We start from the raw sequence: 20,823 nt of genomic DNA on the forward strand, positions 1-20,823 counted from the left end.
GTAAAACATTTGTTGAACGTCTGTTCGCCGGGCGTTATACAGATGTATAACGAGGTGCGGCCATGAACGAGAAGGCGGACCCCAAGGACCTGAAGAGCGACTCCACCGTGCTTCAGGTCCGCAAGATCGGCAATTCCATCGGGGTTATCCTGCCGAAGGAACTTGCCGGTCGTCTGAATCTCAAAGAGGGCGACAAGCTGTTTCCGGTCGAGCAGTCGGACGGTGGCGTCTTGTTGACGCCGCATGATCCCGACTTCGAAAAAGCGATGGAAATCGCACGGCGAGGCATGAAGCGTTATCACAACGCCCTCGCCGAACTCGCCAAATGAGCGAGCCGTTCTGGCTGACGCGTCGGATCATCGTTGCGATCCACGACGAACAGCTGGCGATCCATGGTGGTGCAAGCGGCCTTCGGGACGAAGGCATGCTCGAATCCGCGCTCGATCGGCCCAGAAACCAATGGTCTTCCGAGAGCGCCGATCTTCCCGAATTGGCGGCGGCGTACGCCTTCGGCATCGCGCGCAACCATCCGTTCGTCGACGGCAACGAACGCACGTCTCTGCTGGCGCTGTACACTTTCCTTGGTGTCAACGGCGTCGGCTTCGTTGTGTCCGAGGCAGAGGCGGCAGCCATCATCCTCTCCCTTGCCGCCGGCGAAGTCAGCGAGGAGGGCCTGACGCGCTGGATCCGCGACAATCTGGATTCCAAATGACCTGATTTGGCGGAAAACCGCTGCCAAGTGCCGTTGCCCTGTCTAAATCTTTCAGGTATCCCAGCCCAAGAATTCGACTTTCGACTGGGGACAATCCATGGCTGATCATAGCGAAGTGGCGTACAGCACCGCCGACGGCAACGACTACGTTGCCCACGAGCAGACCTACGAGGGCTTCATCAAGCTGGTGAAGTACGGCACGGCCTCGGTCGCGCTCATCGTGATCCTGATGGCGATCTTCCTGACCTGATCTGTCGGCGGCTGCACACGCCAGCGGCAGCAGCTGCCCAGAATATTTGCATCCAAGCCGGTGCCAAAACCGGTATCGAACGCCGCGGGAGTAACGCTTAGTTTGCGCGCGCGCTGTCCCGCGCCGCCGGAGGACCTATGAAGATCGCCGTTGCCAAGGAAATCGATCCGCTCGAGCCGCGAGTCGCCGCTTCGCCCGATACGGTGAAGAAGTTCAAGGCGCTGGGCGCCGAGATCGCCGTCGAGCCGGGCGCCGGCATCAAATCGGGCCTGCCTGATTCCGAATTCACCGCCGTGGGTGCCACCGTCAGCGCAGATGCGCTGAAGGATGCCGACATCATCATCAAGGTGAAGCGCCCTGAAGCCTCCGAGCTCGCGCAGTACAAGCGCGGTGCGCTCGTCATCGCCATCATGGACCCCTACGGGAACGAGGCTGCGCTGAAGACGATCGCCGATGCCGGCGTCTCCGCCTTCGCGATGGAATTGATGCCGCGCATCACGCGCGCGCAGGTGATGGACGTGCTGTCCTCGCAGGCGAACCTTGCCGGCTACCGCGCCGTGATCGAGGGCGCCGAGGCGTTCGGCCGCGCCTTCCCGATGATGATGACCGCCGCCGGCACCGTGCCCGCGGCCAAGGTGTTCGTGATGGGCGTCGGCGTTGCCGGCCTTCAGGCGATCGCGACCGCGCGCCGTCTTGGCGCCGTTGTCACCGCGACCGACGTGCGGCCCGCGACCAAAGAGCAGGTCGAATCGCTCGGCGCGAAATTCCTCGCCGTCGAGGACGAGGAGTTCAAGAACGCGCAGACCGCCGGCGGCTACGCCAAGGAAATGTCTAGGGAATACCAGGCCAAGCAGGCCGCGCTCACCGCCGAGCACATCAAGAAGCAGGACATCGTGATCACCACGGCGCTGATTCCGGGTCGGCCCGCGCCGAAGCTCGTCTCCGGCGAGATGGTCAAGTCGATGAAGCCGGGCTCGGTGCTGGTCGATCTCGCCGTCGAGCGCGGCGGCAATGTCGAGGGCGCCAAGGCCGGCGAGGTCGTCGACCTCGATGGCATCAAGATCGTCGGCTACACCAACGTCGCCGGCCGCGTTGCCGCCTCGGCCTCCAGCCTCTACGCGCGCAATCTGTTCTCCTTCATCGAGACCATGGTCGACAAGAAAGAGAAGAAGCTCGCCGTGAACTGGGATGACGAACTGGTCAAGGCGACCGCGCTCACGAAAGACGGCGCCGTCATCCACCCGAACTTCCAGCCGAAGGTTTAAGGAGACCCGCCATGGAGCATGCTGCACAGGTCGTCGACCCCTTCATCTTCCGGCTGTCGATCTTCGTCCTCGCCGTTTTCGTCGGCTATTTCGTGGTGTGGTCGGTGACACCGGCCCTGCACACGCCGCTGATGAGCGTGACCAACGCGATCTCCTCGGTGATCGTGGTCGGCGCGTTGCTTGCCGGCGGCGTCGCGAACGTCTCGAGTGGCTCGGGCTGGGCTCGCGCCTTCGGCTTTGTCGCGCTCATTTTCGCCTGCGTGAACATTTTTGGCGGCTTCCTTGTCACCCAGCGCATGCTGGCGATGTACAAGAAGAAGTCGAAGTAAGCGGCCACCTCGGGCTGAAGGATTAATGGGGACCTGAGATGAGCGCCAACCTCTCTGCATTCTTGTATCTCGTGGCGGGAGTGCTGTTCATCCTGTCGCTGCGCGGGCTGTCCAGCCCGGCTTCGTCGCGCCAGGGCAATCTGTTCGGCATGATCGGCATGGCGATCGCGGTCGCCACCACGCTGGCCAACCATCCGCCGGCAGACGGCCTCGCCTGGGTGCTCGTCATCGTCGGCATCGCCATCGGCGGCGCGATCGGCGCGGTGATCGCCCGCCGCGTGCCGATGACCTCGATGCCGGAACTGGTCGCCGCCTTCCACTCGCTGGTCGGCATGGCCGCGGTGCTGGTCGCCGCCGGCGCGTTCTATGCGCCCGAAGCCTTTGACATCGGCACCCCCGGCAACATCCATCCGCAGAGCCTGGTCGAGATGTCGCTCGGCGTCGCCATCGGCGCGCTGACCTTCACCGGCTCGGTGATCGCGTTCCTGAAGCTGTCCGCGCGCATGAGCGGCGCGCCGATCATCCTGCCCGCCCGTCACATCATCAACATCGCGATTGCGGTGGCGCTGGTGTTCTTCATCGTCCGGCTGGTCCTGACCGGCGGCGCGCTCGACTTCTGGCTGATCGTCATCCTGGCGCTGGCGCTTGGCGTGCTCATGATCATCCCGATCGGCGGCGCCGACATGCCGGTCGTGATCTCGATGCTGAACTCGTACTCGGGTTGGGCTGCGGCCGGCATCGGCTTCACGCTCGGCAATTCCGCGCTGATCATCACCGGCGCGCTGGTCGGCTCCTCGGGCGCGATCCTGTCCTACATCATGTGCCACGCGATGAACCGGTCCTTCATCTCGGTCATCCTCGGCGGCTTCGGCGGCGAGACCGCCGCCGCCGGCGGTGGCGGCGGTGAGCAGAAGCCCGCCAAGCTCGGCTCGGCCGACGACGCGGCCTTCATCATGAAGAACGCCCAGAAGGTCATCATCGTGCCCGGCTACGGCATGGCGGTGGCGCAGGCGCAGCACGCGCTGCGCGAGATGGGCGACATCCTGAAGAAGGAAGGCGTCGAGGTGAAGTACGCCATTCACCCGGTCGCCGGCCGCATGCCCGGCCACATGAACGTGCTGCTCGCCGAAGCCAACGTCCCCTATGACGAGGTGTTCGAGCTCGAGGACATCAACTCAGAGTTCGCGCAGGCCGACATCGCCTTCGTGATCGGCGCCAACGACGTCACCAACCCGGCGGCCGAGGAGGACAAGACCTCGCCGATCTACGGCATGCCCGTGCTGCAGGTCTGGAAGGCCGGCACCGTGATGTTCATCAAGCGCTCGCTGGCCTCCGGCTATGCCGGCATCGACAATCCGCTGTTCTACCGCGACAACACCATGATGCTGCTCGGCGACGCCAAGAAGGTCACCGAGAACATCGTCAAGGCGATGTAGCACGCGAGGGAAACGGACCGTGGCCATCAACAGGGATTGGCACCGGTCTCATCGCATGCCTCTCAAGGCGACGCGCGAGCAGCGCGTCGCATGGCATGCCGCCCACAAGGCGGCGTGCGGCTGCCGGGACGTACCGGCGAGCCTCCGGCCCGACGTCATGAAATTGCTGCGGAGCCGTCGCAAGCCCTGAGCTGAACCTGGGGCCGGCCGCGCAATGATCACCATCGCCAAATGGACCGTCATCCTGCTTGCGACCGTCTATCTCGCCGGGCTCCTCGTGCTCTATGCCCGGCAGCGCGAGATGCTGTTTCCGATACCGACCGCCAAGCGGACCCCGCCTGAGGCGGCAGATTGTCCCGAGGCGGAGGAGCATGTCCTGACCACCTCGGATGGCGAGAAGATCATCGTCTGGCACGTGCCGGCGAGGCCCGGTCGTCCCGTGATCCTGTATTTTCCGGGCAATGGCGACTTTCTTGCCGGCCGTGTCAGCCGCTTCAAGGCCATGACGGCAGATGGCACCGGCCTCGTCGCGCTGTCCTACCGCGGCTATGCCGGCTCGAGCGGCGCGCCGAGCGAGGAGGGGCTGCTGCGCGATGCCGCCGCCGCCTACGCCTTCACCACGGCGCGCTACACGGCGGAACGAATCGTCGCCTGGGGCTTCTCGCTCGGGACCGGCGTGGCGGTCGCGCTCGCCTCGGAACAGCGTGTTGGAAAGCTGCTCCTGGAGGCGCCTTATACGTCGACGGCCGACATTGCATCTTCGTCATTCTGGTACGTGCCGGTGCGCCTCTTGATGCGCGATCCGTTCCCTTCCGACCAGCGGATCGCGCGCGTCACGGTGCCGCTCCTGGTGATGCATGGCACCAATGACCTTGTCATTTCGATCGTGTTCGGAGAACGTCTGTTCGCGCTCGCGCATGAACCGAAGCAGTTCGTTCGCTTTGCGGGCGGCGGACATGACAATCTCGATGCATTCGGAGCGATCGAAACGGCAAGGCGCTTCATTGGATCCTGAACGGCTCGTCACCCGGCTCCGGGGCGTATCCCTCGCCGCCATCCTCGCTTTGTTGCCGCAGCAGGCCTGGGCCGCAACCGGTCTCGATGGTGCGGCGATGCGCTGGCCCTATGCACTTCCCTTTGCCGGCCTGTTGCTGTCGATCGCGCTCGGACCGCTGTTGTTTGCGAAAGTCTGGCACCATCATTACGGCAAGATCGCCGCGGCCTGGTCGCTGCTGGCGCTGGCCTCGCTCGTCATTTTTGCCGGGAGCATGACGACGCTGGCGGCTTTCGTCCATGCCATGCTCGCTGAATATCTCGGCTTCATCGTGCTGCTGTTCGCGCTCTATGTCGTGGCCGGTGGCATTCTCATCACCGGCGACATCAAGGCCACGCCGGCGACGAATGCCGGCATCCTCGCGCTCGGCACCTTGATGGCGAGCATCGTCGGCACCACGGGAGCCGCGATGATCCTGGTTCGTCCACTGATCCGTGCCAACCGGCCGCGGCGCTACAATGCCCATGTCATCATCTTCTTCATCATTCTTGTCGCCAATGTCGGCGGCGCGCTGAGCCCGCTCGGCGATCCCCCGCTGTTCGTCGGTTTCCTCCACGGCGTCGACTTCTTCTGGACCACGCGGAGCATCTGGCTGCAGACCGCGATCGTCGCCGGATTGCTGCTCGCGATCTTCATCGCCATCGACTTCTGGCGCTTCCGCAGCGAGCCTCGGCTCAGCGACGCCGGTCCCGCGGATCCGGTCCGCATCCGCGGTCTCGTCAACCTCGTGCTCATCGCAGCCATCGTCGCGAGCCTGCTGGCCTCGGCGATGTGGAAGCCCGCTGTTGCTTTCGACATTCTCGGAACGAAGCTGGGGCTGGAAGACATCGCGCGCAATGTGGCGCTGCTTTCCATTGCGGCGCTGTCGGTGTGGTTGACACCGGACGAGCACAGGGAGGCCAACGGCTTCACCTGGGAGCCGATCCGCGAGGTCGCAAAACTGTTCGCGGGCATCTTCGTCGCCATCATCCCGGTCATTGCCATGCTCAATGCCGGCCACCACGGCGCCTTCGCCTGGCTGTTGTCGGCCGTGACGGCACCGGACGGTGCGCCGCGCGAGGTCGCCTATTTCTGGTTCACCGGCCTGATGTCAGCGTTTCTCGACAATGCGCCGACCTATCTGTTGTTCTTCCAGCTTGCCGGCGGCGATCCGCAAACGCTGATGCACGAGCTGTCGGGCACGCTCGCGTCGATCTCGATGGGCGCCGTCTACATGGGAGCGCTCACCTATATCGGCAATGCGCCGAACTTCATGGTCAGCAGCATCGCGAGCGAGAACGGCATCGAGATGCCGAGCTTCTTCGGCTATCTCTTGCGCGCCGGCGCCGTGCTGATCCCGCTGTTCATGCTGCTGACGCTGCTGCCGGTCGCCCCGATCCTGCGCTGGCATTGAATCTGCCGGCCGATTTGCTACTGCTCGTCTTCAGTGATTGGAGCCGGTAGATGAGCGCGCATAATCCGATGCCCCGGTCGGCCTGGATCTTTCCGGCGCTGGCCGTGCTGTTGTTCGCAGCCGTCAGCGCGACGGGCTACGTCTTCACGCTGTCGCTGGGCGGGCTCGTCTTCGCGACCGTGCTGCTCATCATCCTGTTCGGCACGGTGTTCGCCGCGGTTCATCATGCCGAAGTGATCGCCGAGCGGGTCGGCGAGCCCTATGGCACGCTGGTGCTGACGCTCTCGGTGACCGTCATCGAGGTGGCCCTGATCACCACGATCATGCTGGGCGACAAGCCCGCTCCGGAACTGGCGCGCGACACCGTGTTCGCCGTTGTCATGATCGTCTGCAACGGCCTCGTCGGGCTCTGCATCTTCATCGGCGGCCTGCGCTATCGCGAGCAGGGCTTTCAGCTCTCGGGGGCCAACGTCTATCTCAGCGTCCTGTTCGCGCTCGCGACCATCACGCTGATCATGCCGAACTACACGACCAGCACGCCGGGGCCGGTCTATTCGGCGGTTCAGCTCGGTTTCGTCGACGTGGTCACGCTCGCGCTGTACGGAGTGTTCCTCTACACCCAGACCGTCCTGCACAAGGATTACTTCGTCCATGAACGGGCTGACGGCGGCAGCGGCGTGGCGCATCTGCCGGGCCGGATGTTGGTGGTCAGCGTCGTGCTGCTGCTGATTGCGCTGCTGGCCGTGGTGCTGCTCGCCAAGAAGTTTTCGCTGGTGGTGGACGCCGTCGCGGCCAAGATCGGCGCGCCGCCGGCCTTTGCCGGCCTTCTGGTCGCGCTCCTGATCCTGATGCCGGAAGGCGTCGCGGCCGTATCGGCGGCCCGCAAGAACGACCTCCAGAAGAGCATCAACCTCGCGCTCGGCTCGTCCCTCGCCACCATCGGGCTGACCATCCCGGCGGTGGGGGTCGCCACCTACGCGCTCGACAAGGAACTCACGCTCGGCCTCAGCGCCCAGGGCAGTGTGCTTTTGCTCCTGACCTTCTTCCTGAGCATGCTGACCTTCGGCACCGGCAGGACCAATGTCCTGTTCGGGCTGGTCCATATGGTGGTATTTGCCGTCTACGCGTTCATGGTTTTCGTGCCCTGAAGCGCGACGTCCCAAGAGAGGTTTCAGATGCTTGCCGCCAAGTCCGAGATCCAGGTCGACAACGAGGAGGTCCGGGTGACCGAATGGCGGCTTCCGCCCGGTAGCGCCACCGGGCATCACACCCACGGCATGGACTATGTGATTGTTCCCGTCGTCGCGGGGGAGATGACCATCGTGGCGCCGGGCGGCGAGCGGTCCAAGGCGCTACTGGCAGCCGGGAAATCCTACTTCCGCAAGGCGGGCGTCCAACATGACGTACTTAACGAAACCTCAACCGAGATCGTGTTCCTTGAGATCGAGCTAAAGCCGTAGATCCGGCCTTAACACTTGCCATCGATCCGTCGCAGTTGATCCCTTACAATGCCCTAAAGTTCCCGCATCAGATCGCGCGGGGAGTGGCCGGAATGCTGAAATACCTCGCTAAAATCTCGATGGATATTTTCCCCTCGGTGCTCGCGACGATCATCGGGGCGTACATCGTTAACCACTACATCAACGCCAAGCCGGCGGCTGATGCCCCTGCGGCCGTCGTGGCCCCTGCCGAGGCCGGCAAGAACGGCAAACCCGCCGATGTCGCCAATCTCCCTGCGCCCGGCGTCAAGGCCAAAGGCATCCCCGAGAAGAGCGTGACGGACAAGCCGGCGGCCGAAAAGGCTGCCGATCAGCCGTCCGCCGAGCACAAGGCTGCCGATGTGGCCCCGGCTGAGGCCAGCCCGCGTGGCAAGCCGTCGGCGCGCGAGAAGGCGGTCGCCAAGTCGACCCCGGCCACCAGCACGCCCGCTCCCGCCGCTCCGGTGGTCGAGGCCAATTCGGCGCCGGCTGCTGCGGCTCCGGCCCCCGACGCCAACGACCTCGTGCGTGCCGCGATCGAGCGCCTGCGCAAGACTCCTGAGGGCAAATCTTCCGAGGGCAAGTCTTCCGAAGGAAAGTCGTCTGCCGAAACCAAACCTGCCGAGGTCAGGCCGTCCGAGACCAGGTCAGCCGAGAGGCCGACTGAGCCTGCCATGCGGGAAGCAGCCCGCACGCCCGAGGCCCCGCGGGTCGTCAGCATGGAGCCGGCTGCGGTCCGTCCGCTGCCGCCGCCGATCACGGTATCGACGCCCTCACCGGAGGCCTATGGCAAGGATGGCTTCTCGCCGGCCAGTCCGCCGTACACGGCCTCGGTCGGCAATGATCCGAATCGGATGACGCCGCCGGCTGACATTCCCGTGCCGATGATCGCGCCACCGCTCGATCTGCGCGCCGACGCCGGTGGTTCCATGCCGCGGCCGAAGAAGACCAATGTCGCCGACGAGATGCTGTCGGGCATGAAGTCGATGTTCCACTCGGTTCTGCCGAAGAGCGCCACCCCCGATTAAGACGGCGCCTGCGCCGTCAAAACCGTCAGCCGCCGACGCGGGCAAGACCGCTGCGTGCGGCGTCGTCGCGTGGGCGAAGCGAGACAGCCCTGGTGTAGGACGCCGCCGCCTTGGCCCTGTCGCCCAGCCGCTCATAGGCCTGTCCGCGCGTGGTCCAGACCTGGGCGTTGTGCGGATCGGCCTCGGAGGCCTCATCCAGATCGGCCGTGGCCTCCTTGACCTTGCCGAGCGCGAGATAGCTGGTGGCGCGGCCGAGCAGCGGCTCGACCTTCTGGGGATTGAGTCCGCTCGCAGCGCTGAAATCTGCGATGGCGAAGGCGTGCTGATTGTTGCCCTGGTAGATCAGGGCACGGCCATACAGCGCCTGCGCATTGTAGGGATCGAGTCCGACCGCGCGATTGAACTCGTCGAGCGCTGCCGCGACCTCGCCTGACTTGGCCAGGGATTGGGCTTTTGCAGTGTGGGCCTGAGCTTCGGTGACGTTGCCGGCGCTCACCGCGCCCTCGGCGGGCGCAGCCGCCTGGGGGGCCTCCTGCGGCTTGTCCTTCTCCGGCATCAACGATCCCAGATCGAAGGAGCAGCCGCACAGCGCAATCCCCATCAAGGCCAGCGCGCACGGCTGCCGCCAGATCCGGCGTCGCCGCGCCAAGCCGCGCTCGGGGAAGGGGGAGGCCATCTGCGGTTCGCTCGCGCTAGGGCATGATCCGGACCCGAAGGGCCGCGTTGGCGAAAAGTATGCAGCGGTTTTCCCTCGCGACAAAGGCGGAACGCGCTTGCGTAGAGATCAAGGTCAAACAACAAACTAAAGCGCGACGACGTTCAATCCAAATCTCATCGCGTTTGCGTGCCGCATCCGTGGTGCCTGGCCCAAAGAGCAGCGCGCACAAACAATGACGCGGGCCAGAGGCCCGCGTCATCGAAACTGAAATCTTGCAAAATTCGGTGAATCAGCGCGGTCCGCGCGGACCTGCACCCGGGCCGCCACGACCGCCGCGATCACCGCCGGGACCTGCGCCGAACACCGGCTTCGGCTTCATCGGCAGCAGGCCTTCGCGCTGCAGCTTCTTGCGGGCCAGCTTGCGCGCGCGGCGCACGGCTTCGGCCTTTTCGCGGGCCTTCTTCTCGGAGGGCTTCTCGTAATGACCGCGGAGCTTCATCTCGCGGAAAATTCCCTCGCGCTGCATCTTCTTCTTCAGCGCCTTGAGGGCTTGGTCGACATTGTTATCGCGAACGAGAACCTGCACGCGGCATCCTCTTCAGTGGATCGGATTTGAATTCTGGTAAGACGAAGGGGATGGCGAAAACGCGCAAGCCCTTAACCTTGAGGGCGCGGATGTATCAGACAATTCCCGGGATGTCCACCGGACAAGCGGGTTTTCGGGCCAAGTTCAGCCATTAAATGAGGCAAAAATACCTCTGTGCGGCCCTGATTTGGGCGATTCGACGCCAGGGATGGGGCCGTTTCCGGAGCTTTGTTCCGGAATCTTGAAAGCAGGGGACTACACATGGATATCAAGAAATACGCTGCTGAAGCCATCGGCACCTTCTGGCTCACATTCGCAGGCTGCGGAAGCGCGGTGATCGCTGCCGGCTTTCCGCAGGTCGGAATCGGTCTGGTCGGTGTCTCCCTCGCATTCGGACTGAGCGTGGTCACCATGGCCTATGCGATCGGCCATATCTCCGGCTGCCATCTCAACCCGGCCGTCACGGTCGGTCTTGCCGCCGGCGGGCGTTTTCCGGCCGGGCAGATCCTGCCCTATGTGATCGCGCAGGTGGCCGGCGCGATCGTGGCCGCCTGGCTCCTCTACGTCATCGCGAGCGGGGCTCCCGGATTCGATGTCAGCAAGGGCTTCGCATCCAACGGCTATGATGCGCATTCGCCCGGCCAGTACAGCATGATCGTGTGCTTCCTCACCGAGGTGGTGATGACCATGATGTTCCTGTTCATCATCATGGGCGCGACCCATGGCCGCGCGCCCGCAGGCTTCGCGCCGCTCGCGATCGGGCTCGCGCTGGTGATGATCCATCTCGTCAGCATCCCCGTCACCAACACCTCGGTGAACCCGGCGCGCAGCACGGGCCCCGCGCTGTTCGTCGGCGGCTGGGCGACGGCGCAGCTCTGGCTGTTCTGGGTCGCACCGCTGATCGGCGGCGCGCTGGGCGGGGTGATCTATCGCTGGCTCAGCGAGGAGCCCACGGGCGTCGTCGCAGGCGCGAAGACGGCGTAATCGCGGAGCGGGATCGCAGCTCGAAGCTGCGGTCCCTCTACTTGCCTTTCGTCGGCCTGACTTCGGTAACGTGGCCCATCTTCCGGCCGGGACGCGGCGCACCCTTGCCATAGATGTGCACGGTCGCGCCCGGCACGCTCAGCCACTTTTCGTAATCATTGATCTCGTCGCCGATCAGATTGGTCATGGTGACGATTTCGCCGTGGCGCACGGGCTTGCCGAGCGGCCAGCCGGCGATGGCGCGGATGTGCTGCTCGAACTGCGAGACCGAGGCGCCGTCGAGCGTCCAGTGCCCTGAATTGTGCACGCGCGGGGCGATCTCATTGACCAGCACCTTCGGGCCGGTGCCGTTGGCGAGCACGAACATCTCGACAGCGAGCACGCCGACATAGTCGAGCGCGCTTGCGATCTTGCCGGCGATGCTGCGTGCTTCCTCGGCAAGCGCAGGCGGGATCGGCGCGGGCGCGCGCGATATCTTCAGGATGTGGTCGCGGTGCTCGTTCTCGGTGACGTCGAAACACTCGACCTGGCCTGTGACCGAGCGTGCGGCGATCACGGAGATCTCGCGTTCGTAGGGCACGAAGGCTTCCAGGATCGCCGATTTGGTCGCGAGGCTGGTCCACACCTTGGCGATGTCGTCGCCCTCGCGGATGATGGCCTGGCCCTTGCCGTCATAACCGAAGCGGCGGGTCTTGAGCACGGCCGGAAGGCCGATCCTGGCGATCGCCTCGCGCAGCGAGGACACGGAGGTGACGTCGGCATAGGCTGCGGTGCCGATGCCGAGCCGCGTCACGAAATCCTTCTCGGCGAGCCGGTCCTGGGTGGTCTCGAGAATCTTGCGGTTGGGCAGCACGGGTCGGCGCGCGTCCAGCACCATCGCGGCGGCCGATGGCACATTCTCGAATTCGTAGGTGATGACGTCGACGTCGTTGGCGAACAGTTCGAGCGCCTCGACATCGGCATATTCGGCGCAGGTCGCGTTCAATACGACGTCGAAGGCCGGCGAGTCCGGATCGGGCGAGAAAACCTGGCAGCGCAGGCCGAGCCGCGCCGCAGCCATGGCCAGCATCCGGCCCAATTGTCCGCCGCCGAGAATTCCGATGGTGTCACCGGGCTTCAGCTTCACCTGCCTGGTGTCGGTCACGCCTTGTCCTCCGGGCGCTCGGCGACCGCCTCGGTCTGCGCCTTGCGCCAGGCCGCGAGGCGATCGGACAAGGCCGGGTCGGACAACGCCAGGACGGCCGCCGCCAGCAGCGCGGCGTTGGTCGCGCCGGCCTTGCCGATGGCGAGGGTGCCGACCGGGATGCCGGCGGGCATCTGGACGATCGAATAGAGCGAATCGAGGCCCTTGAGCGTCTTGGATTCGACGGGAACTCCGAACACCGGGAGTTCGGTCAGCGCCGCCGCCATGCCGGGCAGGTGTGCAGCGCCACCTGCGCCGGCGATGATGACCTTGTAACCCGCGGCCTTGGCGCCTTTGGCGAAAGCAAAGAGACGGTCGGGGGTGCGGTGGGCCGAGACGATGCGGGTGTCGGCGGCGACGCCGAGCGCGGCAAGCGTGTCGGCGGCATGCCGCATCGTGTCCCAGTCCGACTGGCTTCCCATGATGATGGCGATCGGCGCGGTCATGACGTTAATTGTGCCCGAAAAACAGAAAGATAGGCCAGATTAACGGTTCCGGCCGGCGGCTCGCAAGGCGGTGGCAAGGAGAAGGGAATCCACTATCCTGTCTTGGTGAATCCCCGCAAGCCTTCATTGAGCAGGATGCCCATGAAGAAACCAAAAAGGGCAGGCGCTGCGAAGGCCAAAAAGGGCCGGAAGACCAGTGCCGGCCGATCCAAAGCCGCCCCAACACGGCTGACCAGGCGGCCGGCGAAGCCGCCGGGGCGTGGCGCGTCGGGCGATGATGGAGCCAAGGATACCGTCAGGGCGACGATCCGGGGCTTGCGGACCAAGCTCAAGGAGGCGCAGCGCCGGGTCACGGAACTGGAAGCTGCGGCCGACACCGATTTCCTGCTCGAGATTCCCAACCGGCGCGGCTTCGAGCGCGAGCTGGCGCGCGCCATCGCCTACATGAAGCGCTACCGCGCCAGCGGGGCACTGATCGTGCTCGACGTCGATCGGTTGAAGCCGATCAACGATTCGTTCGGTCATGGCGCCGGTGACGAGGTGCTCAAGGCGATTGCCGCCACGCTGACGCGGCAGGTTCGCGCCTCCGACGTGGTCGGGCGGCTGGGGGGCGACGAGTTCGCGCTGCTGCTGTGGAATCTCAGCGAGACCGACGCCAAGGCGAAGGCGGCCGTCTTCGAGCAGGCGGTCGACGAATTGTCCTTTGTTTTTCGCGGCGAGCACGTGACCGCGGGCGCCTCCGCCGGTGTCGCGCTGCTGGGCGCGCAGTCCGACGCGGGCCGCGCCCTGGAGGAGGCCGATGCCGCCATGTATGTGCGCAAGGCGCACCGGCGGCACGAGCCGCGGATCAGGCTGCTCGGCAGCTAAAGCGCGCTGAGATCCGGCGGTACGTTACCGAATGTCCGCAGCAATTTGGCGTCGCCAAACTCGCCGGTCAGGGGGTCGCCGCTGCGGCTGAAGGCGACGGCGCCGATATGGCCGGCGCCGTGCGCCAGCATTTCCGCACGACGCAGGGCGGCAGCCGATGTCTGACATTCCTCGGCCGCACCTGCCACCGGCGATCCGTCCTCGTCGATCAGGAAGGGCAATGCAACGTAGTAGGTGACGTCGGGCATGGTCGGCTCCGATAGCTGACGGTTCAGGCGGCGCTGCTCTTGCTCCGCATCTTGCTGCGCGAGGTCTCCGGAATGCAGCCGGCGGAAATCGCCGCCTGCAATTCCTCAAGCTCGGCCTCCAGATATTCGTTGGCCATGATCAGCGCCTTGATGGTGCTGCGCAGATTGCCGTCGCACATCGCGATCGCCTGATCGCAGGCCTGTTCATAATGGCTGTTGTCGAGAAGGGCGGCGGTCGACATCTGCATTGTCCTTGTCAGTTGTGCTGGACATTTCCTGGGGGCGCTGGGGTGCTCAAATGTTCCTATTTTGTTCTATTCGAGTCAAGCGGATTCATCCGCACGACGGAAGCCGGCTCGCAGGTCAGGCGATGATGTCGGGGGTGATCTGGTCTTCGATGAACGCGATGCGGTCTCGTAACAACAGCTTGCGCTTCTTCAAGCGCTGTAACCGCAATAGGTCGGGGGCGGGCGATTGATGCAGTGCATCGATCGCCGCATCGAGATCTCGGTGTTCCTGCTGCAACCGGGTGAGCTCGGCTTCGAGCTCACGCTCGTCTTCATTGGTCATGTCTGCGGTGGCCGAAAACCGATAGGCGTGGGATTAAGGCTGTGGATGCCCTGTGGAAATTATCGTCCTTGCGCGGCGTGATCGCAAGCGATCTGCGACCACCGTTCGCCGATCTCCAGCGACATATTTCCGCTGATCGCCGCGGCGCTGCGCAAGCGCATTGATATCATGGATTTTTCCCGCGCGGTTCCTTTACTCACGCTTCGTTACATATGAAATTTCAAAAATGAAGCTGCGGCGACGGTTACCCATCGACAGAACGAATCGCTGATGTACACTTCCCTGTCCGGATCGAATCCTGAGGTTCAACCCTACCGAGGAGGTTTCGAATGACAATTCAGGCACATCTCGTTGAATTGGAGCGGAAGCACAAACTTCTCGAAAACGAATTGCACGAAGCTCTCGTGCACCTTTCAACAGACGACCTGCAAATTGTTGAGTTGAAGCGCCGGAAGTTGATGGTCAAGGACCAGATCGAGCGTCTGAGGCACGGCGACACGCTCCACTAGTGACCCCCGTAACAGCGTAGAGTTGATCGTACCCTTATCCCGCAGGGGTGAGAGCTTTTGCGCTCATCCCTGCAGCAAAGCGCGCACCGTGCAAAGAAGTTTGCGCGGTGTTTCGTTTTTGTCTGAACGCGTTGTCTTGCCGCGAACCGGTACCCGCTTCGCTCGAAAACGCTTTCAGATGTCTGCGAGCTCGGCGACGTGATCTGCGATCGCGAGCGATGACGTCAGTCCCGGCGATTCGATGCCGAACAGATTGATCAGGCCAGCGACGCCGTGATCGCGCGGGCCCTGCATCAGGAAGTCCTGCGTGGCCACCGCGGGCGGTACGATCTTCGGCCGGATACCCGAATAGCTCGGCATCAACGCGCCGTCAGGCAGCGTCGGCCAGTATTTGCGGATCGCCGGGTAGAACCGCTCGGCGCGTGACGGGTCGACCTCGTAATCGATCGTCTCGATCCACTCGACGTCAGGGCCGAAGCGCGCCTGGCCTGCCATGTCCAGCGTCAGATGCACTCCCAACCCGCCGGGCTCGGGCACCGGGTAGATCAGGCGCGAGAACGGCGCCTTGGCATTGCAGCTGAAGTAATTTCCCTTGGCGAGATAGGCCCGTGGAATTCGGTCCAGCGGCATGCCGTCGATGTTGCGCGCCACATTCGTCGCCGAGAGCCCCGCGGCATTGACGAGGAGGCTGCATTGCAGCGTCATTGGCGCCTCGCCGCCGGCGTCGATCTCGATCAGTCCGTCCGCCGCCTTGGCGCGGATCAGCGGGGTGTGAAACGCGAAGGCCGCGCCGGCTTCCTCGGCTTCGCCGCGCAGCGACAGCATGTAGGCGTGGCTGTCGATGATGCCCGTCGAGGGCGACAGCAGTGCGGCGTCGCAGGCCAGCGCCGGCTCCAGCGCGCGTGCCGCCTCGCCTGTGAGCAACTGCATGTCGAGCACGCCATTGGCCTCGGCATGCGCCTTGATCGATTGCAGCTTTGCGGTCTCCTGCGGGCTGGTCGCAACGATCAGCTTGCCGCAATTCCTGTGCGGGATGCCGCGCTCGGCGCAGTAGCGGTAGAGTGCGTGCTTGCCGTCGACGCACATGCGCGCCATCCAGCTCCCGGCGCGGTAGTAGATGCCGGCATGGATCACCTCGCTGTTGCGCGAGGAGGTGATGGTGCCGATCGCCTCGGCCTCCTCGAGCACGATGACCTCGCGCCCGGCCTGCGCAAGCTTTCGAGCCACCGCGAGCCCGATCACGCCGGCTCCGATGACGACGCAATCGACCCTATCCATGGTTGTGCAGGATGTCCGCTAGAAGCGCCGGTGGCGTCAGGACTGGAGAGAATGCCGCGGGGCCATTCTCCGTTAAGGAAGAATTTATCATGTCAGGGCAATTGCCGTATTTCACGTCACATTTTTCTGTTGCGCGTACAGGCGTTTACCCGATCCAAACGCGTGAAGCCAGACAATCCGACGTTGAAATCGCGGGTGGCTGATGGCTGAGAAGAACTGGCACGAGGGCAGCACGCTTCCGATTGCTGTGCAGGCCGTTGTGTGCCTGGCCGGCACGGTTGCGCCCGCGCGCGCCTTTGCGCTGTCGGACAGCTTCGCCGCGCCGAGCTATCTCGGCCAGCTCGATCCCAACGTGGTCTGGGAGGTCCTGATCGCGGGCATCGTCGTCTGCGCGTTCCTCGCCGCGATCGTGCTGTGGATCCATTCCTCGCTGCGCCGGACCAGGCGCTTGCAGTTGCGGCGCAACGCCTTCGTCTCCTCCGCCATGAACAATCTCAATCAGGGCGTGGTGATGACGGATGCGCAGCGTCGCATCATCTTCTGCAACGACCGCTATCTCGAGATCTACGGCCTGACGCGGTCGGAACTCTGGGCCAATATGGACGGCCATGAGCTTCTCGAGCTCAGGCGCAAGCGCGGGGTGCTTGGCGGCATCTCCGACGATGAGTTCTACGAGAAGGCGGCAAGCCACAACGGCCTGATCACCGAGCTGCCCGACGGCCGGGCCATCCTGGTGAAGTTTTTCGTGCTGCCGAACGGCGGCTCGGTGGCGACGCATCTGGACGTCAGCGAGCAGCGCAAGCTGTCGCGACAGCTCGCTTCCACCAAGCAATTCCTGGAATCGGTGCTGGACCATGTGCCGGCCTGCGTGGCCGCGAAGAACATCGAGGATGGTTGCTACATCTTCGCCAACAGCGCCTATGAGCGATTCTGGGGGTTCTCGCGGGATCACGCCGTCGGCAAGAACGCAGGCGAGCTGTTTGCGCCGGTCTCGGCAGCCATTATCGAGGCGACCGACCGGGCGGCGCTCAACTCCCCGGACGGCCAGTTCCGCAACGAATTCGAGGTCGACCGCGGCGGCGAGCGGCGCATGGTCGCCTCGATCCGGATCGTGGTCCGCAACGAGAGCAACAAGCCCGAGTTTCTGCTGCTGGTGTTCGAGGACATCACCGACCGCCGGTCGCTGTCGCAGGAATTGGAGAGCACCAAGAAGTTCCTCGAGCTCGTGGTCGACAACATCCCGGTGGCGCTGATCGTCGAGCAGGTCAAGGACGGCCGCTATCTGCTCGCCAATCGCAGCGCGGAGACGATCCTCAACCGCCGGCGCGAGGAGGCCACGGGCCTGACCGCGTCCGACATCTTCAACCCCAAGGAAGCCAAGCTGATCATCGCGCGCGACGAGGCCGCGATCAAGAAACGCGGGATGATCACCGAGGAGCATCCGATCTCCACCAAGGACGGCCTGCGGCTGTTCCTGACCCGGCGTGCCACGGTGCTCGGCGATACCGGCGAGCCGCAATATCTGATCAAGACCCACGAGGACGTCACCGACCGCCGGCAGACCGAGTCGCGCATGGCGCACATGGCCTATCACGACGGCCTCACCGATCTGCCGAACCGCGCCGCCTTCCTCCAGGCGCTGACCCAGATGATCGAGGCCTGCGAAGGCACCGGCGAGGAGTTCGCGGTCCTCTGCGTCGACCTCGACGGCCTCAAGGAGGTCAACGACGTCTTCGGTCATGCGCTCGGCGACAAGCTCCTGATCGAGGTGGCCCAGCGGCTCCAGGACTCCGCCCGTGGCGGCGTGGTGGCGCGCCTGTCCGGCGACGAATTCGGCCTGATCATCGACGGCAAGCAGCCGGACGCAGGTCTTGCACTGGCGCAGCAGATTGGCGACGCCGTCGCGAAGGACTTCCAGATCGACGGCCGTGCGGTCCGCGCCGGCGTTACCACCGGCATGTCGATCTTCCCGCACAACGGCGCCGATGGCGCCTCGCTGCTCGCCAATGCCGGTGCGGCGCTGTTCCGCGCCAAGCAGAAGTCGCGCGGCACGATCAGCCTCTACCAGCCCGAGATGGACCATCAGATCCGCGACCGCCGCGTGCTGCACCAGGACCTGTCGGTGGCGATCAAGAACGGCGAGCTTTCGCTTGCCTTCCAGCCGCAGGGCGTCGCCGGCCACAGCGTTGCCGAGAGCGAGATCATCGGTTTCGAGGCGCTGGCGCGCTGGCAGCATCCGGTGCGCGGCCAGGTCTCGCCGGCCGAATTCATCCCGATCGCCGAGGAGAGCGGTCTGATCGTCGAGATGGGCGAGTGGATCCTGCGCCAGGCCTGCCGCGAGGCGGCGTCCTGGCCGAAGCCGCTTCAGGTCGCGGTCAATCTGTCGCCGGCGCAGTTCATGCACGGCGACGTGGTCGGCCTCGTCCATTCGATCCTGATCGAGACCGGCCTTGCACCCGGCCGGCTCGAGCTGGAGATCACCGAGGGTGTGCTGATCGAGGATTTCGACCGGGGCCTTGCGCTGCTGCGCCGCCTGAAGGCGCTCGGCGTGCGCATCTCCATGGACGATTTCGGCAGCGGTTACTCCTCGCTGAGCTACCTCCAGGCGTTCCCGTTCGACAAGATCAAGATCGACCGGGCCTTCATCATCAATCTCGGCCGCAACCCGCAATCGGCTGCGATCGTTCGCGCGGTGATCGATCTCGGCCACGGCCTCGAAATGTCGATCATTGCCGAGGGCGTCGAGACGGTCGAGCAACTCGCCTTCCTCGCCAAGGAGGGCTGTGACGGCGTGCAGGGCTATCTGCTCGGCAAGCCCCTGCCGATCGGGAAATATGCCGGGCTGGTCGGCCGCGCTGAACTCATGGAGCTTGCGCTCAAAACCGGTTAGAGCATTTTCGAGCGAAGTGGACACCGGTTCGCGTCAAGAAAAAGCGTCAGAATAAGAATCTAGAGCCCCGTTCCGATTTCATCGGAACGGAAATGGCTCTAGTGATGATGGGGCGCTTTGCTCCCATTCGACGGCTTCATGGCGGATTACGATCTCGCGATCATCGGCGGCGGGCTGAACGGTGTCAGCCTCGCGCGCGATGCGGCCGGCCGCGGCTTGCGGGTCATCCTGTTCGAGCAGGGCGATCTCGGCGGCGCGGCCTCCTCGGCAACACCGCGGCTGATCCATGGCGATCTGTCGGTGCTGGAGCGGCGCCGGTTCCGGCGGGTGCGCCGGGCCCTGGCCGAGCGCCGGACCTGGCTCCAAATCGCGCCGCATCTGGTCCGGCCGATGCGCTTCGTGATCCCCGCGCATGCCGACGAGCGTCCACCATGGCTGCTGCGGGTCGGCCTTTATGTCTATGACGGTCTCACGAACCGGGGCGGTCTGCCACCCTCGGCGACCATCGACATCACGCATCATCCGGTCGGCAACGCGCTGAAACGCCCGTTCGGTACAGCGTTCGAATATTCGGACTGCGTTGTCGACGACTCCCGCCTGGTGGCGCTGACGGCACTGGATGCCGCTGAACATGGCGCGGCGATCCGGACCGGTGCGCGTTGCGTCCGTGCCGACAGAACCGACATTTGGCGGCTCGCGGTGGTCGATCGTGGCCACCGCCGCACGGTCACGGCGCGAGCGCTGGCCAACGCCACCGGCGGCTGGACGCCAATGGTCGCTGAGACCGTGCTGCGGCAGCCGCAGCCCGCGATGGCGGCCACGCAGATGAGCCAGATTATCGTGCCCAGGCTGTTCGACTCCGAGAACGTCTACGTCTTTCAGAACAATGATGGGCGGCTGATCTTTGCCCGGCCCTTCGAGCGCGACTTCACGCTGATCGGCACGGTCACGCACGCCTTCACCGGCGATCCCGCAATTGTGGCGATGCCTGGGGCCGACGTCGGCTATCTCTGCGAAGCGGCGAGCCGCTATTTTCGTGAGCGCGTCGCCCCGACCGACGTGGTCCGGACGGTCTCCGGCGTCAACCTGACGCTGGCGTCCGAGCGCGGACGCGACGGCACGATGCTGTTCCATGCACGTCGGCGCAAGGCGCCGCTGCTCACGATGTTCGGCGGCGACGTCACCACCTCGCGCCTGCGCGCGGAATGGGCGGTGACGAAGCTGACGCCGTTCTATCCGATGTCGCCGCCCTGGACTGCTGGAGCTGCGCTGCCCGGCGGAGATTTCGCCTGGGACAGTTTCGACACCGAAGTCGACCTCGCGCGCGACCGCTGGCGCTTTCTGTCGGAGCCAGAAGCCCAGCGTCTGGTCGGAGCCTATGGCTCGCGGTTGTCCGCAGTGCTAGGCGAGGCAAAGACCCGCGACGAACTTGGCCCGGCGTTCGGCCCCGAGCTGACCGGTGCCGAGGTGCGTTATCTGATGGCCAGCGAATGGGCGCGCTTTCCGGACGATATCCTCTGGCGCCGCTCCAAGCTCGGCTTGACCATGCCCGCGGCGGATCGTGACGCTCTGGCGGCGTTCATGGCGGGTGTGAAAGATGCACCGCTAATTGGTTGAGCAAAAGCCGATCGGCCGCTAGCGTGCGGCGGAATCGGGGTT

At 64.6% G+C, this 20,823-nt stretch carries 24 protein-coding genes; 16 read left to right on the forward strand and 8 right to left on the reverse strand.

Going from position 1 to position 20,823, the window contains the following annotated elements:
* Positions 1 to 62: 62 nt before the first annotated feature.
* From A3AS_RS0111810 to A3AS_RS0111865, 11 genes are all read left to right on the forward strand, one after another.
* Complete coding sequence (locus tag A3AS_RS0111810; RefSeq protein ID WP_018317797.1) at positions 63 to 329, forward strand: AbrB/MazE/SpoVT family DNA-binding domain-containing protein; 267 nt, start codon at positions 63 to 65, stop codon at positions 327 to 329.
* Positions 326 to 712, forward strand: coding sequence for a type II toxin-antitoxin system death-on-curing family toxin (locus tag A3AS_RS0111815; protein WP_018317798.1), 387 nt, complete (start codon positions 326 to 328; stop codon positions 710 to 712). Before A3AS_RS0111810 ends, A3AS_RS0111815 begins: the two co-directional genes overlap by 4 nt.
* 97 nt (positions 713 to 809) lie before the next feature.
* Positions 810 to 962 (forward strand): aa3-type cytochrome c oxidase subunit IV, encoded by a 153-nt coding sequence (locus A3AS_RS0111820; protein WP_018317799.1) that lies wholly within the window; start codon positions 810 to 812, stop codon positions 960 to 962.
* A 137-nt stretch (positions 963 to 1,099) separates the two neighbouring features.
* A complete protein-coding gene (locus A3AS_RS0111825; protein WP_018317800.1) occupies positions 1,100 to 2,227 on the forward strand; it encodes a Re/Si-specific NAD(P)(+) transhydrogenase subunit alpha in 1,128 nt (375 codons plus the stop codon).
* Positions 2,228 to 2,238: 11 nt separating this feature from the next.
* Positions 2,239 to 2,556 (forward strand): proton-translocating transhydrogenase family protein, encoded by a 318-nt coding sequence (locus A3AS_RS0111830; protein ID WP_018317801.1) that lies wholly within the window; start codon positions 2,239 to 2,241, stop codon positions 2,554 to 2,556.
* A gap of 38 nt (positions 2,557 to 2,594) precedes the next feature.
* A complete protein-coding gene (locus A3AS_RS0111835; protein ID WP_018317802.1) occupies positions 2,595 to 3,992 on the forward strand; it encodes an NAD(P)(+) transhydrogenase (Re/Si-specific) subunit beta in 1,398 nt (465 codons plus the stop codon).
* A gap of 217 nt (positions 3,993 to 4,209) precedes the next feature.
* Positions 4,210 to 5,007 (forward strand): alpha/beta hydrolase, encoded by a 798-nt coding sequence (locus A3AS_RS0111845; RefSeq protein ID WP_026201908.1) that lies wholly within the window; start codon positions 4,210 to 4,212, stop codon positions 5,005 to 5,007.
* Complete coding sequence (locus A3AS_RS0111850) at positions 4,961 to 6,439, forward strand: sodium:proton antiporter (RefSeq protein ID WP_018317805.1); 1,479 nt, start codon at positions 4,961 to 4,963, stop codon at positions 6,437 to 6,439. The genes A3AS_RS0111845 and A3AS_RS0111850 overlap by 47 nt, the downstream gene beginning before the upstream one ends.
* Before the next feature lie 50 nt (positions 6,440 to 6,489).
* Positions 6,490 to 7,587, forward strand: coding sequence for a calcium:proton antiporter (locus A3AS_RS0111855; RefSeq protein WP_018317806.1), 1,098 nt, complete (start codon positions 6,490 to 6,492; stop codon positions 7,585 to 7,587).
* 27 nt (positions 7,588 to 7,614) lie between these two features.
* The gene (locus tag A3AS_RS0111860) at positions 7,615 to 7,899 is read left to right on the forward strand and encodes a cupin domain-containing protein (RefSeq protein ID WP_018317807.1); all 285 of its coding nucleotides are present in this window, start codon (positions 7,615 to 7,617) and stop codon (positions 7,897 to 7,899) included.
* A 92-nt stretch (positions 7,900 to 7,991) separates the two neighbouring features.
* Positions 7,992 to 8,945, forward strand: coding sequence for a hypothetical protein (locus tag A3AS_RS0111865; RefSeq protein WP_018317808.1), 954 nt, complete (start codon positions 7,992 to 7,994; stop codon positions 8,943 to 8,945).
* A gap of 25 nt (positions 8,946 to 8,970) precedes the next feature.
* On the opposite strand, the gene A3AS_RS0111870 is transcribed toward A3AS_RS0111865, so the two are convergent.
* Both A3AS_RS0111870 and rpsU read right to left on the reverse strand, forming a co-directional pair.
* Positions 8,971 to 9,621 carry a tetratricopeptide repeat protein gene (locus A3AS_RS0111870; RefSeq protein WP_018317809.1) on the reverse strand — a complete coding sequence of 217 codons (651 nt, stop codon included), beginning with the start codon at positions 9,619 to 9,621 and terminating at the stop codon, positions 8,971 to 8,973.
* Between the two features lie 271 nt (positions 9,622 to 9,892).
* A complete protein-coding gene (rpsU, locus tag A3AS_RS0111875; RefSeq protein ID WP_008546194.1) occupies positions 9,893 to 10,189 on the reverse strand; it encodes a 30S ribosomal protein S21 in 297 nt (98 codons plus the stop codon).
* A gap of 261 nt (positions 10,190 to 10,450) precedes the next feature.
* Here rpsU and aqpZ point away from each other — a divergent pair, with 261 nt between their 5' ends.
* Positions 10,451 to 11,173, forward strand: coding sequence for an aquaporin Z (gene aqpZ / locus A3AS_RS0111880; protein WP_018317810.1), 723 nt, complete (start codon positions 10,451 to 10,453; stop codon positions 11,171 to 11,173).
* 37 nt (positions 11,174 to 11,210) lie between these two features.
* On the opposite strand, the gene A3AS_RS0111885 is transcribed toward aqpZ, so the two are convergent.
* Together A3AS_RS0111885 and purE are read right to left on the reverse strand one after the other, a co-directional pair.
* Positions 11,211 to 12,317 carry a 5-(carboxyamino)imidazole ribonucleotide synthase gene (locus A3AS_RS0111885; RefSeq protein ID WP_018317811.1) on the reverse strand — a complete coding sequence of 369 codons (1,107 nt, stop codon included), beginning with the start codon at positions 12,315 to 12,317 and terminating at the stop codon, positions 11,211 to 11,213.
* On the reverse strand, positions 12,314 to 12,802 hold the full coding sequence (gene purE, locus A3AS_RS0111890; protein ID WP_018317812.1) for a 5-(carboxyamino)imidazole ribonucleotide mutase: 489 nt from the start codon (positions 12,800 to 12,802) through the stop codon (positions 12,314 to 12,316). Before purE ends, A3AS_RS0111885 begins: the two co-directional genes overlap by 4 nt.
* A 141-nt stretch (positions 12,803 to 12,943) precedes the next feature.
* Between purE and A3AS_RS0111895 the strand changes: the two genes are divergently transcribed.
* Positions 12,944 to 13,669, forward strand: coding sequence for a GGDEF domain-containing protein (locus A3AS_RS0111895; protein WP_018317813.1), 726 nt, complete (start codon positions 12,944 to 12,946; stop codon positions 13,667 to 13,669).
* On the opposite strand, the gene A3AS_RS0111900 is transcribed toward A3AS_RS0111895, so the two are convergent.
* The 3 genes from A3AS_RS0111900 to A3AS_RS0111910 all read right to left on the reverse strand — a co-directional run bounded on the left by A3AS_RS0111900 (position 13,666) and on the right by A3AS_RS0111910 (position 14,487).
* The gene (locus A3AS_RS0111900) at positions 13,666 to 13,917 is read right to left on the reverse strand and encodes a hypothetical protein (protein ID WP_018317814.1); all 252 of its coding nucleotides are present in this window, start codon (positions 13,915 to 13,917) and stop codon (positions 13,666 to 13,668) included. The two genes, A3AS_RS0111895 and A3AS_RS0111900, sit on opposite strands and share 4 nt — an antisense overlap.
* A gap of 23 nt (positions 13,918 to 13,940) precedes the next feature.
* Positions 13,941 to 14,159 carry a hypothetical protein gene (locus A3AS_RS0111905; protein ID WP_026201909.1) on the reverse strand — a complete coding sequence of 73 codons (219 nt, stop codon included), beginning with the start codon at positions 14,157 to 14,159 and terminating at the stop codon, positions 13,941 to 13,943.
* A 121-nt stretch (positions 14,160 to 14,280) separates the two neighbouring features.
* Positions 14,281 to 14,487 (reverse strand): YdcH family protein, encoded by a 207-nt coding sequence (locus A3AS_RS0111910; RefSeq protein WP_008546179.1) that lies wholly within the window; start codon positions 14,485 to 14,487, stop codon positions 14,281 to 14,283.
* Positions 14,488 to 14,816: 329 nt separating this feature from the next.
* Here A3AS_RS0111910 and A3AS_RS0111920 point away from each other — a divergent pair, with 329 nt between their 5' ends.
* On the forward strand, positions 14,817 to 14,996 hold the full coding sequence (locus A3AS_RS0111920; protein ID WP_026201910.1) for a YdcH family protein: 180 nt from the start codon (positions 14,817 to 14,819) through the stop codon (positions 14,994 to 14,996).
* A 174-nt stretch (positions 14,997 to 15,170) separates the two neighbouring features.
* On the opposite strand, the gene A3AS_RS0111925 is transcribed toward A3AS_RS0111920, so the two are convergent.
* Entirely contained in the window at positions 15,171 to 16,274 is a 1,104-nt protein-coding gene (locus A3AS_RS0111925) for an NAD(P)/FAD-dependent oxidoreductase (RefSeq protein WP_018317817.1), read from the reverse strand.
* Between the two features lie 202 nt (positions 16,275 to 16,476).
* Here A3AS_RS0111925 and A3AS_RS0111930 point away from each other — a divergent pair, with 202 nt between their 5' ends.
* Positions 16,477 to 19,164 carry an EAL domain-containing protein gene (locus tag A3AS_RS0111930; RefSeq protein WP_018317818.1) on the forward strand — a complete coding sequence of 896 codons (2,688 nt, stop codon included), beginning with the start codon at positions 16,477 to 16,479 and terminating at the stop codon, positions 19,162 to 19,164.
* Between the two features lie 138 nt (positions 19,165 to 19,302).
* On the forward strand, positions 19,303 to 20,781 hold the full coding sequence (locus A3AS_RS0111935) for a glycerol-3-phosphate dehydrogenase (RefSeq protein WP_026201911.1): 1,479 nt from the start codon (positions 19,303 to 19,305) through the stop codon (positions 20,779 to 20,781).
* Positions 20,782 to 20,823 lie beyond the last annotated feature (42 nt).

Source organism: Bradyrhizobium sp. WSM2793, assembly GCF_000379585.1.
Taxonomy (GTDB): domain Bacteria; phylum Pseudomonadota; class Alphaproteobacteria; order Rhizobiales; family Xanthobacteraceae; genus Bradyrhizobium.